Genomic DNA, 16,808 nt, shown 5'->3' on the forward strand with positions numbered 1-16,808 from the left:
TGACTGACTGCTAACTTACGCGGGCGAGTGCACGAAGCCGCCCGCATAAGTTGCGCTAGCCCTGATTCCGGAAGTACTCCACAGTACGAGCAACACCCTCGTGAATGCTCATAGCTGGCTCCCAGCCGAGTACCTCACGTGCCCGCGTGGGATCCAACGCCGACCGTGCCACATCACCAGTGCGCGGCGGCGCAAACTCCGGATTATCCTCGGCATCCGCAGCCTGTGCCACCAACGAGTGCAGCTGCCGATCCGAGGTTTCCACACCGGTGCCAATATTAAAGCGCATCCCGCCACCGACCTCGCCGGATGCGCGGTAGAAAGCATCCACCACATCGTCGACATACACATAGTCGCGGGTATTTCCGCCGTCACCGAATACCTTGGTCGGCTCTCCCGCCAGCAGTCGCTGGGCGAAAATAGCTACCACACCGGCCTCACCGTGCGGATCCTGCCGCGGGCCGTACACATTCGCCGGCGCGATGTGCGAGCATTCGAGCCCGTAAAGATTGCGGAACATATTCAAGTACAGTTCGCCCGTCGCCTTTGAAGCGGCATAGGGGCTCATCGGATTGACCGGCACGCTTTCCGACACCGGAAGCTCCTCCGGCGTGCCGTAGATGGAACCACCCGAAGATGTAAACACAACCTTGCGGACACCGTGCTTTCGAGCCGCATCGGCAAGTTTGATTGTGCCAATGATGTTCAGCGTCGCATCCCGCACCGGGTCGGCCACGGAAATCCGCACATCAATCTGCGCTGCGAGGTGGAAAATAACCTCCGGGCGGCTACGTTCGAGCAGCTCGTCCCAGTCCACCTCCAGCACATCGGCGGTTATGAACTCAAAGTCGTCGTTAAGCGATGCCTGCTGGAGGTTTTCCAGCTTTCCGTGGGAGAGATCGTCCAGCGCCGTGACCGCGTACCCTTCAGCCAGCAGCCGGTCAACCAGCGTCGAACCGATAAATCCCGCACCACCCGTCACCAGCGCACGCGGTTTCGCGCTTACCGACGATTCTGTCATCGCGGTGGCCGGTGATTCGTTCTTGTGCTTCTCCATAGGAAGAACTATAGGCGCTTAGTAAGGAAAACCGCTTGTACGTGTACCAACCTCACATTGACGGGGTTGATTAGTCTTCCGAGGAATGCGAGATTACTCAGCGCGCTGTGGCAGGTTGACAGTGGAATTGAAGAAAATAACCAAGCCCATCAGAATGGCGATGACCATACCGCCACCGAGCATGACCGGGTAGGTCATCCAGGAGATGGACTCGGATAGCTTGGTCAGAATTGCAGGGAATGCAAAGCCGATGTAAGTCAGGCAGTAGAAGATACCGGTCAGCCCAGCCATATCGCGCGGGCCGGCGATGCGCTGTACCTCATTGAGGCCGGTAAACATGGACAGGCCGTAGCCAGCGCCCAGCACCAGCGCTGCAATAAACGCCGTCACTGCGGTGGGGTTGGTGGACATCCATGCGGCCAGGCCCATACCGATAACCACAATGCCAATTGCGATAAGCGAACCGCGGGCGTTGTACTCGGTCACAAAGCGTGGACCAATCTGCTGAATTCCAAAACCACAGAGCAGCGCAAACAGTGTGACCATCGCGGAGTAGAACACTGGCTGGGAGACGTGATCCTGCAGCAACGACGGAATGATTGCGTAGGCAACACCGGCTGCACCGAAGACCCACGGCGCTCCCATCGCGGCGACGAGCAGGAAGCGACGGTTAGTTACCGAAGGGGTACGTAGGGACTCCCAGACGGTCTCGCGCGGAGCATTGCTGCCGCCCAGGTGCGGCGACTGGCGGGTCTCCGGCACAGCCAAAAGACCGAAGATTGTCGGTATGGAAATCAGGATATGGATGATATAAGCCAACTGCCCCGGCAGCGGCGCGAACTGCGCCAGCGTGCCGGCAATACCCGCACCCAGGCCAAACCCCAAGGTCAACGCCATGGACTGACGTTTCGCACCCGAGGTGGACTTGGCCTTGAGGTCAAAGCGCGGATCGGAAAGTTCCTTTACCCACGAGCCACCCACGGCCATGACAATGCCGACCGCCAAGCCCGAGATAAAGCGACCGGTGAGGATGAGCGGTGCGGTAGTCTCACCCAGCGCGATGAGGGTCGAGCCCAGAATCGAGAGCACCGGCGCGGCGAGCATCACCGGCTTACGGCCGATACGGTCCGAGATTGGGCCCGAAATCAGCAGCGCCGGCGCGATGCCGAGGGCGTAGACCAGCAATAGAAGATCGATGAAGACTGGCGCCAGGTCGGCGTTTTCGCGGTACATCACCATCAGCGGTGTGAATTCATTGCCACCCCACGCGACGGCGAAAACTGCAATTGCGGCGAGCAACCACAACGGCGTGCCCTTATTGGATTTGGCCCTGCCGTGAGGTACCTCATTTTCATTGCCGTTAGTTCCTGCGTGAGAAGACATGTCGTTTACTTTACGACGGTCCCCAGCGCCTTACGCACAATCGCGGAGATTGAGTCACAGGGGCTAACCACAAGTGGCGTGCCGAGGTAGCTGAGCAAGCGGAGCGGGGCAACTGAGTCGACTAGTGGAGTGGCGGCTAGCGCAGTGGCGTGCCCAGTTTGGTCACCTCGGGTTGTCTTCGGCACAAATGCCCCTGAAACCTGGGGCTCACACCCCCGTCTCAGGGTGGCGCGTTGCCGACCTTGCATCCCTGCCCCATCCGGGGGCAATGACCTTTTCGACACTACATCGTTATTGTTCCGTTACTTCTTTCATGTCTTGCGTCACTTTTGTCACACCATTCACACAATTTCTGATTATATAATTACAAATCAGTCCAATATAGGGGTAGCCGAACTGCCATAAAACGCAGATTTCCCGCATTTAATACGGCCTCACACACAAACAGCCATCAGATCGCGCATATTAGGCCCGAAACGACCCGTCGCTAAGCAGCACCCTTTCCATACTCTTCACCTACCCCCGATTCCCCCCTTTTCCAGACATGCAGGGAATGAAATCAGTCACAAATAAAGGAACTTTACCGCCATTCACCAGCCCCCAATTACCCCCGTTGTTCACTTTTTGTCATCGCTCGCTGAAGTTCGAACGCTAGTCGCTACCGGTCTGACTGTGTAAGAATTCGACACCGTCAAACAATCTGTCCATTCCCCAAACGCTGGCTGAGAAAAACCTGGGGCGATTTCTGCACGACCGCTAAGATCGCCAAGGTCCTCGATGGCCGTGCGGACGGGTATGTAAAGAAAGTCTTGTTATTTATGACCACTTCGATTATCGCGACTGATCCCAAACAGCGCCGCCAGGTGCTCACGGGAACTCTCGTGGGTACAACCATCGAGTTCTACGACTTTTTGATTTATGCTCAGGCAGCGGCCATTGTGCTCGCTCCGAACTTCATTGAGCCGGCTTCGAAAGCGAATCCACAGCTAGCTCAGGTGCTCGCATGGGCCACTTTGGGCATTTCATTCCTCTTCCGCCCACTCGGCGCAGTGATTGCCGGCCATATTGGTGACCGCTACGGCCGCAAGATGATCTTGGTCTTCACCCTCATCGGTATGGGTACCGCTACTTTCTGCATCGGCCTGTTGCCGACCTATGCATCGATTGGTGTGGCTGCACCAATCCTGCTGGTTCTCCTCCGTATCTTCCAGGGCATTTCCGCCGGCGGCGAATGGGGCGGCGCAGCCCTGATGTCCGTGGAGTACGCACCGAAGAAAAAGCGTGGCCTCTACGGTGCATTCCCGCAGGCCGGTGTCCCGCTGGGGCTGACTCTGGCCACTGGCACCATGCTGATTGTGATGTCCATCGTCGGCGAGGAGGCCTACATGGAGTGGGGCTGGCGTGTTCCGTTCCTGCTGTCCTTCATTCTGGTCCTGATTGGTTACATGATTCGCCGCAGCGTCGACGAGTCCCCTGTCTTCCAGGCAATGCAGGCTGAGGCAGCAGAGCGCTCTGCCCCGCTGCCGGAGCTCTTCCGCAACCACTGGGGCAAGGTTCTCCAGGGCGCGCTGATTTTTGCCGCTCAGCAGGCCACCGGTTACCTTGTGATTGCATTCTTCGGTGCCTACGCGCAGAAGACTCTGGGATACCCCGCAACCGTTGCATGGACCGGTACTCTCGTCGCAGGTATCTGCTGGACCATCTTCATGTTCCTCGCTGGCGCCTGGTCCGACCGAATTGGTCGCGCCAAGACCTTCATCATCGGCTACGTCCTCATCATGATTTGGGAAGTCGTCATGTGGAACCTCCTGGAGCAGGGTCCGTTCCTCTACGTCATGACCGTGGCAATCCTCACCCTGCCACTGGCCCTGACCTTTGGCCCACAGCCGGCTATGTACTCTGAGATGTTCCCGGCGGAGGTCCGCTACTCCGGCGCTTCCATCGCCTACGCCATCGGTGCCGTCTTGGGTGGCGCATTCGCACCGATGATTGCCCAGATGATCATGGACTCCACTGGTAACCCGTTCTACATTTCGGTCTACCTGATTATTATGGCCGTCCCGGCGTTGATTGCGCTGTTCCTGCTGCCGAAGGGCCTCGAGGACCGAGACCTCATTGAGCACCCGGAAACTACGGTCGCCGAGGTCAAGGCACGCGTCTAGCACCCCTGGCAAAAAGGTTTGTCTCCCATTTCGGGAACCTGATTTCACGAGCCGTCGTCAAGCACTGCACAACGCAGCATTTGCTTGACGACGGCTTTTGCGTTTCCACCTTCTTTTATCTCGGTAACTGGTTTTTCTCTTGCCGCGGCCCCGATTTCCTCATGAGCTTCTCAGTCGAAAGCGGCTGACAAGCCCCAGATATCCCATTAACGTTGGGTTATGGCACAGACTTCTTCCAGCTCCACGCGAATCCCCCGCCGTCGCTCGACCGACGCTCCGAAGACACTCCCCTCCCGTCCTGAACCGGAAGTGGCAAGCGCGCTGCAAAAGGTCCTGGACGGCTATTTCCCCGAGGCGCGCGCTGATGTCCGCGCCCTTTTAGAAGACCCCTCTCTACGGCCCACCTCTGGGCTGACCGTGGAGGAGGCCAGGCAGCACACCACCGAGGCGCTTTCCAAGGTGCTTAAGACCGGCATGCCCTATGGTGCTTTCCGCACTGACCAGGGCGGCACAGGAGATACCGGTGGCACTCTCACCGGGATTGAAATGCTTGGCCACACCGACTTGTCGTTGATGGTGAAGTCCGGAGTGCAGTGGGGGCTCTTCGGCGGCGCTGTCAGCAACTTGGGAACTGAGCGTCACGGTGAGTTGGTGCGGGATCTCATTGAACTGCGCGCACTCGGTTGTTTTGCGATGACCGAACGCGGCCACGGCTCCGACGTGCAATCACTCGAGACCACGGCGCACTACGACTCCGAGACGGAAGAATTCATCCTCAATTCCCCTACGGCTTCCTCCGAGAAGTGGTTTTTGGGCAACGCCGCGCGCGATGGGCGCTGGGCTGCGGTCTTTTGCCAGCTCTACACACCAGGGCAGGAAGAATCCCATGGTGTGCACTGCATTGTCGTTCGAATCCGCAATGATGATGGTTCGCCTGTCGACGGGGTTGCTATCGGCGACCACGGCACCAAGGGGGGCCTCTTGGGCGTGGACAACGGCACTCTCATGTTCAATCATTACCGCGTGCCACGGGAGAATCTGCTTAACCGTTTTGCAGATGTCTCGGCCACTGGCGAGTACAGCAGCGATATTGACAGCCCCAATGCACGGTTTTTCACAATGCTCGGTGCCCTCGTTCGCGGCCGCGTGACAGTCGGTGCGGCCGCTGGTGCGGCAACCCGCACCGCACTGACCATCGGCACCAAGTACGCACACTTGCGGCGCCAATTTGCTCCCGACGATTCGATGCCGGAAAAGAAACTCATTGAGCACCGCCAGCACCGAATCCGACTACTCCCCCGCATTGCGCGTTCGTACGGTCTGCAATTTGCCACCAACCTGCTAATCAAGCGGATTCACGACCTCGAAGCGGAAGGTCTGGACCGCGCGAATCTAACCCCGGAGCAGGCTCGCGATCTGCGTGAAGCGGAGGCGCATGCCGCCGCATTGAAGGTTGCCAACACCGCACATGCCACCGATGCCATCCAGGAGATGCGTGAGGCCACCGGTGGAGCTGGCTACATGGCAGAAAACCTGCTGACCATCCTCAAGGAAGACTCTGACGTATTCACCACCTTTGAGGGCGACAACGTGGTGATGTTACAGCTGGTCACCAAAGAACTCTTGGGTGGTTTCGCTCGGGAGGTGCAGAGTTTTTCCAACCTGGAAATGGTGCGCTTCGGCCTCGACAATTTCAGTGGCATATTGCGCCGTCGCACCGGTGCGGATGCCGTCGTCCAGAATCTCTTGGACGCACTGACTGACGCTGATGAGTCCTCGCTCTTTGACCCCGCCAGCCAGATGCAACTGCTCATCGAGCGCGAGAACCGACTTCTCAAGTCCCTTGCTCGCAGGCTGCGCCCGGCGCGGAAATTGCCTGTTGAGAAGGCCGCGAAGCTGGTGGACAAGGTCCAGGATCACATGATTTCCTGTGCGTGGGCGCATATCGATCGCATGATCTTGGAAGCATTCTTCGAAGCCGAATCCACGCTCACAGACGAGCGCTCTCAAGAAGTGCTCGAGCAGGTTCGTGATGTGTTCTTCTTGTCGGTTGTCTGCGATAACGCCGGCTGGTTCTTGGAGCAGTCACTACTCACCGGTACTCGTACCAAGGGCGCGCGGGCGGGCTTGGCCGATCTGGTTGATTCCCTTGGTCCCTGGTCTGAGGTACTTGTCGACGCCTTTGGTGTCCCCAGCACCATGCTGGATATCCCCATGATGGAGCCTTATGAAGCGATGACGCCAAAGGCTAAGGCCAACCCGGCTAGTTAGCGGGTTGGCTACTGCGCCAAGAAACCTTCCAGCCCAGTCACAGTGGCCTCTGCCAAGCGCTGACGGCCTTCGTTGGAGTTTAAGAGGGCAATATCGCTGCTGTCGCGCATGTTGCCGTATTCGATCAGTGCCTTTGGCTTCGTCGATAGGTTGAGTCCGGTGAGGTCTGCGCGCGGATTCAGCCCTTCGCTGCCAAGATAGTTAGACGGAGCAAAACCAGCGGCAACAAAGGCATCGCGCAGGGCGGTTGCCAGCGCGGTAGAGCCCTGCTCGTCATTATTGGCGAGTGGCTGAGAAATCGCCGACACATGGAATCCGCGGTTGCCCTCTCCAGCGCCGTCAGCGTGGAGGCTCACCACGGCATCGGCGTTGGAAGCATTTTCCTTCTCTGCGCGGGCATCTATGCAATCTGCACGACCAGCGTCATCCTCGCGGCTGAGCAGCACCTGAGCACCGCGCTGTTCGAGCAGCTGCTTGATTTCCTGCGCCATCAGCCAGTTGAACTCGTGCTCCGGGAAGCCGTCATTGGAAGCGGTTCCGGAGGTATTACACGGCTTTTGTCCACCGCGACCGTCAGTGACCATCAGGTCAGCAGGTGGTGGGGTGCCGGCGTGCCCCGGATCGAGGTAGATGACCTTACCGGCTACAGCGCTGGAGCCGTCGGCACGCGAAGTAGAGCGATTAGCTTGCTGTTGTGGTGCGTCGCCCGGAGCGACTGCGTCAGGGTTAGCAGAATCAGGCATTGCAAACTCCTCATTCGGCGGAGTGGGGTTCGGCATCTGCATGGCCTCTTCCTCAGCTGCCAAGGAGGTTTGAGTTTCCGTCGACGCAGCTTGCTGAGCGCTTCGCGCGTTGGAGGCCTCCGTGTCGATGGTGCAGGCTACAAGACCGGCTGGCACAACTGCTGCAGCCACCAAAGCCACAGCTAGTCGTCCTGCTGATTGCTGTACTGCTCGTCGCTGGTGTCCGGGCTGCCTCATAGTGCGTTCTCCTAGTTTCCGCGTACCTGCCATGTGCTGAGTAACAGTAGCAAACACTCGATTGAGAGTCCCGGCTCCGAAAACTCTTCCCTCTTCGTTTCCGGGGAACCACCCCACTCCTCGGCCTGCCGCCGGATTCGCTCTCCTCATGTTTGACCGATCCAAAAAATAAAAAACGGGACCCCTTTTAAAGGATCCCGTTTCACACCGAGCCGCCTGCGAGAATCGAACTCGCGACCTTCTCATTACGAGTGAGATGCTCTACCGACTGAGCTAAGGCGGCACGCACATTGCGCCGAGCTTTCAAGCAAGCAGAAATAACCCTGCACAAAATGTACAAGCGGTAATACTACTGCACTGCCCCCATCGCTACCAAAATGGGGACTGCAGTCCGATGAATTAGGTGCTTTTCCCGGCTTACCTGCGACCAACCTGCCCTGCGATCTGCAATTTAGCCATCAATTCATCCATCAAGACCGTCAGCTTCACTGCAGTCACGAGCATGCCGCGCACCTCGGTGACAGCATCAATGGAGGCCAATATCGCCTCCGGCGGAAGACGTCGGGCAAGCTCCGTCGCTGTCCGACGACGGTCTGGATTAATGAGGTAGACGGCACCATTCCCAAACTCGGAATCAGCACCAGAAGCCGACCCAGCACGTTCCGCCCCAAACGCCAGCACCAGGGCGTCACGGTAAAGACCCATAATGTCGGTCAACGACAGGTCAATCAGATCTGACTCCGCGCGCCTGCGCCGCCGCTTTTGATTATCCTCCAGTTCCTTAATCACACCTTTAGAGCCGCGCAGCGCCGCCTGCGCACCCTTGCCAGACGCACCTACACCCAACGAGCGCTCAAGGTTCTCCAGCTCCTCAGCCTCTAGTGGCTCCATCCGCCGCTTAACCTCGCCAGCCACTTCGTTGGCTAGCTCTCGCGCCGCCAAATACGACTTCGCCGGGTCGAACACGGCCTCCACGAAATCCAGGGCCTTACCCCGCCAGGCACGCGAACCCTCATCGGAGACAAAGCCACGCGCACGCCCAATATGACCGTTGGACACCGTCGCGGCCCAGACCGCTTGCTCGTCGGTAAGCTCTGGCCGCTCGGCGCGCAGGAGGTTTGCAACGTCGTCGATATGCGGCGTCGGCACATAAACGTGGCGGCAGCGCGAACGGAGCGTAACGGAGAAATCCTCCGCGTTCGTCGTTGGTGCGCACATGATGATGACAGTGCGCAGCGGCGGTTCTTCCACCACCTTGAGCAGCGCATTTGAAGCGGATTCGTTGAGACGGTCGGCGTCTTCGATGATTAGCACGCGACAATCCGCCGTCGTGGGCATCTTGTAGGCCCAGGGCCGCAGCTCGTCCCTCACCGTCGCCACGGAAATGATGGTGCCCTCCGGGCGCACGATTTTGATATCGCCATGCGTTCCCGCCAGCGCCGTCCGGCAGCCCTCGCACTCGCCACATCCGGGGTTGTCATGTCGCGTGCACAGCAGCGCCGCCGCAAACGCCGTCGCCGTCACCGACCGCCCCGACCCCGCAGGTCCCGTGAACAGCCAGGCGTGCGTCATGTCCGAGTCGCGTGGCACATCGCTTAACGACGACCCCGCGTCCCCACCTTCCGGCGAAACCTCCACCCCATCGCCTGCCAGCGGTTGACCATTGGCAAAGCGATAATGCGCAGCGCGCACAGCAGCCTGTAGCCGCTGGCGAACCCCACCGGTTTCGGGCATACGAGAAAACACGCTGCGCTCTGTCATGGGCTCTGTCATGGCCACAACTCTAGCGCGCCCCACGAGCATCTTGTGAGGTAACAACTCCCTGCAATCCGGGGTTGCCACTAAAGTAGTAATCATGCAACGGCTCTGGCGAAATCTGAAATGGCTAAGCGGGACAATGTGGCCTGCTTATGCCTCATTTATCTTCGTCTGCAACCTTGTCGGAGCCATGATTGTCGGCTTATTCCTCGGCATGCTGTTGCCACTGAACCAAGAAACTCACTTGCCGCGGTTGGCTAATGGGGTCATCTATGGCCTGGCTGGGTACCTGGTTCTGGCAATTATCGCGGGTATCGGCACTACCTGGATTCTGTTCAAGCCACTACTGAAGTGGCAGCGTCATCCAGAGCTGCACGATCCGCGGCGGGTGCGCTATCTGGTCATGCGCGTGCCAATTTATCAGGCGCTTTTGGGTACGGTCATTTGGTCTTTGGGCGTGATTGTCTTCAGCGCGGTCGCGTTCGCCTATGACAGCAAGATTGGCATGATGGTGCTGATTACCTCGGTGCTCGGCGGTGCCATGGTGGCGCTGTTGACCTACCTAATTGCAGAGCGCATGGTGCGTCCGGTCGCGGTGGAGGCGCTGGCACGTAGGGCTCCGGATTCTTCGTTGGAGCCGCCGATTGGTCACCGTCTGCGCCAGACGTGGGTGTTGACCAGCGGTGTTCCAGTAGTGGCAATCTTGCTTGTGCTCCTGGGGCAGCGCCGTGGCATGTTCACAGATGATGCGGCAGATTTGCTGCCCACCATCACCGCGCTGGCAATTCTGGCTCTGATTACCGGCTATTTCGGCACGATGCTGGCCAGCATGTCCATCGTTGACCCGATTCGGGATCTCACGGGCGCAATTAACAAGGTCCGCCAGGGCCAGGTGGATACGCGCGTGCCTATTTACGACGGCTCCGAGATGGGTGTCCTCCAAGCGGGCTTCAATGAAATGATGCGTGGCTTGCAGGAGCGTCAGCGGGTCCGTGACCTCTTTGGCCGTTACGTCGGATCTGAGGTCGCCCGCAAGGCTCTGGAAGAAAAGCCAACTTTGGGCGGCGAGAATCGCCTGGTCGCGGTGCTGTTTGTGGATGTAATTGGTTCAACCAACTTCGCGGAGAAGAACTCGCCAGAGGTCGTTGTCCGCGAACTCAATGCGTTCTTCGACCACGTTGTCGACTGTGTGCACCGCAATAAGGGCATTATCAACAAGTTCCAGGGTGACGCAGCTCTGGCGGTCTTCGGCGCTCCCCTGCCCCTCGACGACACGGCTGGTCACGCTCTCACCGCAGCCCGTGAACTGCGCGAGGAACTGCTCGACCTCCAACTCAGCGCTGGCATTGGCGTCTCCGCCGGTCATGTCGTCGCCGGCCACATCGGTGCTCGTGACCGCTTTGAGTACACGGTTATTGGTGACGCGGTTAACCAGGCTGCTCGTCTGACCGAGCTGGCCAAGGACACCCCGGGCCGCGTGCTCGCCACGGCTTCCACTATCCGCCTGGCCAACGAGGACGAGCAGGCTCGCTGGACCACCCTGAAGTCCGTGGAGCTGCGCGGCCGCACGCACATGACGCAGCTTGCGCGCCCGGTGCGCCCGACGCTTGCCGACGAGGCCTAGGGGGCAGCGGACTCGTCGGTCTCGCGGTGCTCATGCTGTGCTCGTTGGACGCCTAGCATCCCTAGACTTCTCAGACGGCGAGCGCAACTACTCCACCGAGAATAAATCCCCTGGCTGGCAGTCCAGGGCTTCACACAACATAGTGAGCGTCGTGAAGCGCACGGCTTTCGCCCTGTTGTTTTTGAGCACTGAGAGGTTGACCGGTGTGACCCCGACCTGTTCGGAAAGGGCTGCGAGCGTCATACCGCGGCTTTCCAGTAGCTCATCCAAGTGGCACACAACCTTCGCCATTTAAATGAGCCCCTCCTGGTCTTCCTGCATTCGCGCGGCTCGGAACAACATAACTCCGAGAGTGGAGATGACCATCACAAGGACAAACCATATTCCTAGGTGCTGATAGAAATCGGCATGGTCGCGCTGGAACCACGTGCTCAGAATCAGGTCACCCGCGACCCAGTTTTCGCCCATAAGTTGCAGGAAACCACTTGCCGGATAGATCACTGCCAGCCAGGAGATAGCCATAACGCGTCGCGCAGTCTTAACCGTAAAGAACTCGCCCTTCAGGTACGAGAGTGAGAACAACACGCAGAGCACGGCAATCGCGGCGACAATAACGCATCGAACAACAGTCGCGGCAATAAACAAGGAGAGGGCTCCACCACTCATAACCTCGATAGGAACCCCTTTGTCACTTCCCAGGACTTCAGGCAGGAGCAGAGTCAGATCGCTGGGGAACTGTTGGTGAAGAACCGGGTGGCGGAGCTCAAGAAGGATGTAAGCCAGCGCAAGCACTCCGACAAAAAGGCCCGCAACTACATCCCGTCGTTCCTTAGTTTGATTGACATATGGGCCATTTGGCTTCTTGGCCTGGGGAGATGTCATAGCTAGTTTCCTTGCTGCACCGTCATTGGCGCGGTTAGTGAATTTTTTTTCCTACGGGTCGCTTGGAGCTGCAGCCAAACCCCGACACATCGTTATTCGATGTATCGCTTTTCGATACTATATCGCTTTTCGATATGTCGCAAGACTTCTACAACTTAACGTCACGACAACCGCCGTCCCCACCTCACCATCCGCCACCAACCTGCGTACCCTCCCACAAATCCTTTACGTTGGAGGAATGACTGACAGCCGCTCCAGCTCTAGCACCAACCCCAGACCTCGCATGCTCGTCCCCGACGCTGCGCGCGGATTCGCTCTTCTCGGCATCGCTATCGCAAACATTGCCACTGCCTGGTTGGTTGCAAGCCCCGAGCTGCCCGGAGCATTCTTCGGCGGCGTCATAAACGACAGCATCGCCGACAAGGTCACCGTACTTTTTACCGCTGTGACCGCACACAATCGCGGGCTGCCGATGTTCGCAACGCTGCTCGGTTTCGGTGTCGGGCTCATTGTCCGAAGTTTGGCCAGGAGGAACTTTCCACGGTCGCGGGCGCGAGTGGTCGTCGTAAAGCGATATGCGTTCCTGGGGCTGTTCGGCATCGCGCACATGCTGTTTCTGTTCTTTGGCGACATCATGTTTCTCTATGGCATTTGCGGCATCATCCTGGGGCTGCTTATGGGGCTTAGCAACAAGGTACTGACGATTCTCGCGTGGATTGCGCTGACGATCAACGCTGCACTGAGCCTGCTGTTTTTGGGATTCGTAATTGCGATGCCCGACGCCGAGTTCGTCGGCTCCGACATGAGCGAGTTCGTCAACGGCGGTGCGATTGAAACAAGTTATCCGGATATGCTCGCCGCGAATCTCGAGGCCCTGACAATGAGCATCACTACTCTGCCGCTACAGCTGTTCCTCTACCTGCCGGTGATGATGATTGGTTTCGTGTGGGCGCGCAAAGGCGTGCTTGACGACGTTGACGCGCACCGCCCCCTGCTTATTCGGTGGCTCGTGGTGGCAGTGGTCGTTGCTTTCGGTGTGGGCATTCCCATGGGGCTGACCGCGATTGATGTTCTTCCGTCCGAACAGCACATGATCTACCTAACAATCAACAGTTTTGCCGGAGTGTTCGCCGCTCCTGGCATCTTAGCAGGGCTGGCGTTAGCGCTGCAGCCGCTCCAGCGACGCCTGAACGAGGGCGCCGCTGTGCCTGGTTGGCTGGTGCCGATTGTGGCGCTCGGCAAGCGTTCAATGACGGGCTACCTGATGCAGTCGGTCATCTTCTTTGTGCTGGTGTACCCGTTTATGCTGGACATACCGCGAGACATGGGCGCGTTCGTGCAAACCCTCATCGCTGTAGGCGTCTGGTTGGTGACCCTGTTGGCCGCGTGGGCGATGGAGCGACGCGGGATGCAGGGACCGTTTGAGAAGGTGCATCGGCGGCTGTCGTACGGGCCGACGATGCGTGCGGAGTTGGCCGGGTTCGGTGGCCCCAAGCCTGCTCCACAGGAGATGCCGGGTGCTGCGGACACGCCAGGTGTGGCGGGCGCGGCGGCAGCTTAAGTGCTCTGCACCCAGTTAGCCCCTGCCGCGGCTAACGGTCAATGCGCTACTTGCCCTTACGCGTTGCCTTCACCACTCGCTTGGTGGTGCGCTTGACCGTCTTCTTAGCGGTCTTTTTTGAGGTCTTCTTCGCAGCCTTCTTCGTGGTCTTGCGAGTCGACTTCTTCGCAGCCTTCTTAGTGCCACCGTTTGCGGCTTCCTTCGCGCGGCGCTCAGACAGCAGCTCGCAGGCGCGGGCATCGGTCAGAGTCTCAGGCGTATCCCCCTTGCGCAGCGAAGCATTGGTGACGCCATCGGTGACGTACGGACCGAAGCGGCCATCCTTCACCGACATCGGGCGACCGGAGACATCGTTGTCGCCCAGCTGCTTCAGCGGCGGCTTCGCAGCAGCGCGACCGCGGCGCTTCGGCTCAGCGTAGATACGACGAGCCTCGTCCAAAGTCACGGTGAAAATCTGCTCTTCGTTAGCCAGTGAACGCGAGTCCGTGCCCTTCTTCAGGTACGGGCCGTAACGGCCATTCTGAGCAGTAATAACCTCGTTATCGACCGGGTCGACACCGACCTCACGCGGCAGGCTCATCAGCTTCAGAGCCTCTTCCAACGTGACAGTCGACGGCTCCATGGAGGAAAATAGCGAGGCCGTCTTCGGCTTCAGAGTTTCCTCGATGATTTCCGCGGTGCGCTTTTCCTTCTGCTTGGCAGCGGTCTTGGTTTCCCAGTTCTTCTTTCGCTTGCCCTCGGCAGCGCGCTGAGCGTCCTCTTCGGCGCGCTCAGCTGCGATGATCTCCTCAGCCTTGGCTACGACACCTTCACGCTCTTCATCGGTGACCAGCTCGGTGACGTAGGGACCGTAGCGACCATCACGAGCGACAATCATTCGACCATTGGCCGGGTTAATGCCCAGCTCACGGCCGCCCTGCGGCATCGCCAGCAGCTTCTCGGCAGCAGCCAGATCCAGCTCGTCCGGAGTCATGGCCTCCGGGATGTTGGCGCGCTGCACCTCGTCGGCACCGTTTTCACCGGCACCCGGGCGCGTGCGCTCCAGGTACGGCCCATAGCGGCCAACGCGAACGATGATTGGGTTGCCCTCGGCATCGTCGAAAAGGTGGAGAGAATTGACCTTCCGAGCATCAATCGACTCCAAGTTCACGTCGATGATGTTCTTCAGGCCACCGTGGGTCGCAATGGCGTCGGCTCCCTTGTGGCGGTGATCCTTCTCATCACCGAAGTAGAAACCGGTCAGCCAGGTCGTACGGTCCTTATTGCCCGCGGCAATGCCGTCGAGCTCATCCTCCAGCTCGGAGGTGAAGTCGTAGTTGACCAGATCGGAGAACGCTTCCTCCATCAGCCCCACCACGGCAAAGGCCACCCACGAGGGCACCAGAGCGTTGCCGCGGGAGTAGACGTAACCGCGATCCTGAATGGTCTTGATAATCGACGCGTATGTCGACGGACGACCAATTCCCAGGTCCTCCATCTTCTTCACCAAGCTGGCCTCGGTGAAGCGCGCAGGCGGGTTGGTGGAGTGGCTGTCGGCACTGAAGTCCGTGGCCGTCAGGCCCTGGCCTTCCGTCAACTGTGGCAGACGCTTCTCGGCGTTGTCGGCGACCTTGCGGCCGTCGGAAAGCGCGGAGACCTCGACGTATGCCTTGAGGAAGCCCGGGAAGCGAATCGTGCGTCCAGTGGAGGCGAACTCGACGGCGTGCGTGTCGGTGGCGCCGGCGATGGTGACCTTCATGGACGTGCCGCGTGCGTCGGCCATCTGCGAGGCGACGGTGCGCTGCCAAATCAGTTCGTAGAGCTTGAATTCCTCGGCATCCAGCGATCCCGCCAGCTGCCCCGGCGTTGCGAATGTCTCGCCAGCCGGACGAATTGCCTCGTGCGCTTCCTGCGAGTTCTTAACCTTGCGCGAGTACTGGCGCGGCGCATCGGCGACGTACTCCGAGCCGTAGAGCTCCAGCGCCTGCTTACGCGCGGCGTCAATACCGGCCTTGGACAGCGTCGTGGAGTCGGTACGCATGTAAGTAATGTGACCGTTTTCGTACAGACGCTGCGCCACACGCATCGTGCGCTCAGAGGTGTAATGCAGCTTGCGGCCCGCCTCCTGCTGCAGCGTAGAAGTCATGAACGGCGGGTACGGGCGGCGCGTGTACGGCTTCTCCTCCACCGACGCGACCTTGAGCTCAGAGCCCACGAGGTCCGCCGCCAGGGTTTCGGCGAGCTGCTTATCGACGACCCGGATGCCATCGGACTTCTTCAGCTGGCCACGGTCATCGAAGTCTCGGCCCTGCGCTACGCGCTGACCATCAACGCTGGTCAGGGTTGCAACGAAATCCTTCGGCTGGTTGGCGTCAGCAGAAGCTGAGCCGGTGTCCAGAGTGGCGGCGACATCCCAGTACTCAGCGGAGATAAACGCCATGCGCTCGCGCTCACGCTCGACGATGACGCGCGTTGCCACCGACTGCACACGACCTGCCGACAGGCGCGGCATGACCTTCTTCCACAGCACCGGGGAGACCTCGTAGCCGTAGAGGCGGTCGAGGATACGGCGACCTTCCTGGGCGTCGACCAGGTTCTGGTCCAGCTCACGGGTGTTGGCGGCGGCCTCTAAGATGGCCTGCTTGGTGATCTCATGGAACACCATGCGACGCACCGGCACCTTGGGCTTCAGAACCTCCAGCAAGTGCCAGGCAATAGCCTCGCCCTCACGGTCGGGGTCAGTTGCGAGATAGAGCTCGTCGACTTCCTTGAGCTTGGCCTTCAGGTCGGCGACTTTCTTCTTCTTATCAGCGCTGACGACATACAACGGAGCGAATCCGTTGTCGACATTCACACCCAGACGAGCCCAGGGCTCCTTCTTGTAACGAGCCGGAACGTCGGCTGCGCCACGGGGCAAGTCGCGAATGTGGCCCACCGACGCCTCCACGATGTAATCATCGCCGAGATACGGCTGAATCTTGCGAGCTTTCGTCGCCGACTCGACAATTACAAGGCGCTTGAGGCCGTCTGAATTCGCCATAGAAGTTTTTCTATCCTGCAACGTTGAATGTTTTTGACTGTTTAGGTTCTTGTTTTCGTTTAAATCTTGGAGTTCTTGGCCGGACTCTGGCCGGGCTTCAGCTGTGAGAAG

The 16,808-nt window shown here is 59.2% G+C and carries 11 protein-coding genes and 1 tRNA gene; 4 read left to right on the forward strand and 8 right to left on the reverse strand.

What is annotated here, in order from left to right; translation table 11 throughout:
* Positions 1 to 55 precede the first annotated feature (55 nt).
* On the reverse strand, positions 56 to 1,021 hold the full coding sequence (locus CORAM0001_RS08230) for a GDP-mannose 4,6-dehydratase (RefSeq protein ID WP_040361700.1): 966 nt from the start codon (positions 1,019 to 1,021) through the stop codon (positions 56 to 58).
* 129 nt (positions 1,022 to 1,150) lie between these two features.
* On the reverse strand, positions 1,151 to 2,440 hold the full coding sequence (locus CORAM0001_RS08235) for an MFS transporter (protein ID WP_005511337.1): 1,290 nt from the start codon (positions 2,438 to 2,440) through the stop codon (positions 1,151 to 1,153).
* A gap of 818 nt (positions 2,441 to 3,258) precedes the next feature.
* On the opposite strand from CORAM0001_RS08235, the gene CORAM0001_RS08240 reads away from it, so the two are divergent.
* Positions 3,259 to 4,602 (forward strand): MFS transporter, encoded by a 1,344-nt coding sequence (locus tag CORAM0001_RS08240; protein ID WP_005511356.1) that lies wholly within the window; start codon positions 3,259 to 3,261, stop codon positions 4,600 to 4,602.
* 219 nt (positions 4,603 to 4,821) lie between these two features.
* The gene (locus CORAM0001_RS08245) at positions 4,822 to 6,873 is read left to right on the forward strand and encodes an acyl-CoA dehydrogenase family protein (RefSeq protein WP_005511342.1); all 2,052 of its coding nucleotides are present in this window, start codon (positions 4,822 to 4,824) and stop codon (positions 6,871 to 6,873) included.
* 8 nt (positions 6,874 to 6,881) lie between these two features.
* Here CORAM0001_RS08245 and CORAM0001_RS08250 read toward each other — a convergent pair whose 3' ends face one another.
* The 3 genes from CORAM0001_RS08250 to CORAM0001_RS08260 all read right to left on the reverse strand — a co-directional run bounded on the left by CORAM0001_RS08250 (position 6,882) and on the right by CORAM0001_RS08260 (position 9,626).
* Positions 6,882 to 7,853, reverse strand: a complete 972-nt coding sequence (locus tag CORAM0001_RS08250; protein ID WP_050773634.1) for an N-acetylmuramoyl-L-alanine amidase — start codon at positions 7,851 to 7,853, stop codon at positions 6,882 to 6,884.
* 210 nt (positions 7,854 to 8,063) lie between these two features.
* A tRNA-Thr gene (locus tag CORAM0001_RS08255) sits at positions 8,064 to 8,136 on the reverse strand.
* 134 nt (positions 8,137 to 8,270) lie between these two features.
* Entirely contained in the window at positions 8,271 to 9,626 is a 1,356-nt protein-coding gene (locus tag CORAM0001_RS08260) for a DNA polymerase III subunit delta' (RefSeq protein WP_040361664.1), read from the reverse strand.
* An 82-nt stretch (positions 9,627 to 9,708) separates the two neighbouring features.
* On the opposite strand from CORAM0001_RS08260, the gene CORAM0001_RS08265 reads away from it, so the two are divergent.
* The gene (locus tag CORAM0001_RS08265; RefSeq protein WP_040361666.1) at positions 9,709 to 11,235 is read left to right on the forward strand and encodes an adenylate/guanylate cyclase domain-containing protein; all 1,527 of its coding nucleotides are present in this window, start codon (positions 9,709 to 9,711) and stop codon (positions 11,233 to 11,235) included.
* 87 nt (positions 11,236 to 11,322) lie between these two features.
* Here CORAM0001_RS08265 and CORAM0001_RS08270 read toward each other — a convergent pair whose 3' ends face one another.
* Both CORAM0001_RS08270 and CORAM0001_RS08275 read right to left on the reverse strand, forming a co-directional pair.
* A complete protein-coding gene (locus tag CORAM0001_RS08270) occupies positions 11,323 to 11,526 on the reverse strand; it encodes a helix-turn-helix domain-containing protein (RefSeq protein WP_005511351.1) in 204 nt (67 codons plus the stop codon).
* The gene (locus CORAM0001_RS08275) at positions 11,527 to 12,117 is read right to left on the reverse strand and encodes a hypothetical protein (RefSeq protein WP_005511352.1); all 591 of its coding nucleotides are present in this window, start codon (positions 12,115 to 12,117) and stop codon (positions 11,527 to 11,529) included.
* A 238-nt stretch (positions 12,118 to 12,355) separates the two neighbouring features.
* Here CORAM0001_RS08275 and CORAM0001_RS08280 point away from each other — a divergent pair, with 238 nt between their 5' ends.
* On the forward strand, positions 12,356 to 13,678 hold the full coding sequence (locus CORAM0001_RS08280) for a DUF418 domain-containing protein (protein WP_244262036.1): 1,323 nt from the start codon (positions 12,356 to 12,358) through the stop codon (positions 13,676 to 13,678).
* Positions 13,679 to 13,724: 46 nt separating this feature from the next.
* Here the strand turns inward: CORAM0001_RS08280 and topA are convergent, their stop codons facing one another.
* Positions 13,725 to 16,697, reverse strand: coding sequence for a type I DNA topoisomerase (gene topA, locus CORAM0001_RS08285; RefSeq protein ID WP_040361669.1), 2,973 nt, complete (start codon positions 16,695 to 16,697; stop codon positions 13,725 to 13,727).
* Positions 16,698 to 16,808 lie beyond the last annotated feature (111 nt).

The organism is Corynebacterium amycolatum SK46, assembly GCF_000173655.1.
Classification (GTDB): domain Bacteria; phylum Actinomycetota; class Actinomycetes; order Mycobacteriales; family Mycobacteriaceae; genus Corynebacterium; species Corynebacterium amycolatum_A.

What these genes read in the sequence shown, in the direction of transcription:
- CORAM0001_RS08230 (WP_040361700.1), bottom strand. Translation starts at nt 1,021, where the DNA reads ATGACAGAATCGTCGGTAAGCGCGAAACCGCGTGCGCTGGTGACGGGT.
- CORAM0001_RS08235 (WP_005511337.1), bottom strand. Translation starts at nt 2,440, where the DNA reads ATGTCTTCTCACGCAGGAACTAACGGCAATGAAAATGAGGTACCTCAC.
- CORAM0001_RS08240 (WP_005511356.1), top strand. Translation starts at nt 3,259, where the DNA reads ATGACCACTTCGATTATCGCGACTGATCCCAAACAGCGCCGCCAGGTG.
- CORAM0001_RS08245 (WP_005511342.1), top strand. Translation starts at nt 4,822, where the DNA reads ATGGCACAGACTTCTTCCAGCTCCACGCGAATCCCCCGCCGTCGCTCG.
- CORAM0001_RS08250 (WP_050773634.1), bottom strand. Translation starts at nt 7,853, where the DNA reads ATGAGGCAGCCCGGACACCAGCGACGAGCAGTACAGCAATCAGCAGGA.
- CORAM0001_RS08260 (WP_040361664.1), bottom strand. Translation starts at nt 9,626, where the DNA reads ATGACAGAGCCCATGACAGAGCGCAGCGTGTTTTCTCGTATGCCCGAA.
- CORAM0001_RS08265 (WP_040361666.1), top strand. Translation starts at nt 9,709, where the DNA reads ATGCAACGGCTCTGGCGAAATCTGAAATGGCTAAGCGGGACAATGTGG.
- CORAM0001_RS08270 (WP_005511351.1), bottom strand. Translation starts at nt 11,526, where the DNA reads ATGGCGAAGGTTGTGTGCCACTTGGATGAGCTACTGGAAAGCCGCGGT.
- CORAM0001_RS08275 (WP_005511352.1), bottom strand. Translation starts at nt 12,117, where the DNA reads ATGACATCTCCCCAGGCCAAGAAGCCAAATGGCCCATATGTCAATCAA.
- CORAM0001_RS08280 (WP_244262036.1), top strand. Translation starts at nt 12,356, where the DNA reads ATGACTGACAGCCGCTCCAGCTCTAGCACCAACCCCAGACCTCGCATG.
- topA (WP_040361669.1), bottom strand. Translation starts at nt 16,697, where the DNA reads ATGGCGAATTCAGACGGCCTCAAGCGCCTTGTAATTGTCGAGTCGGCG.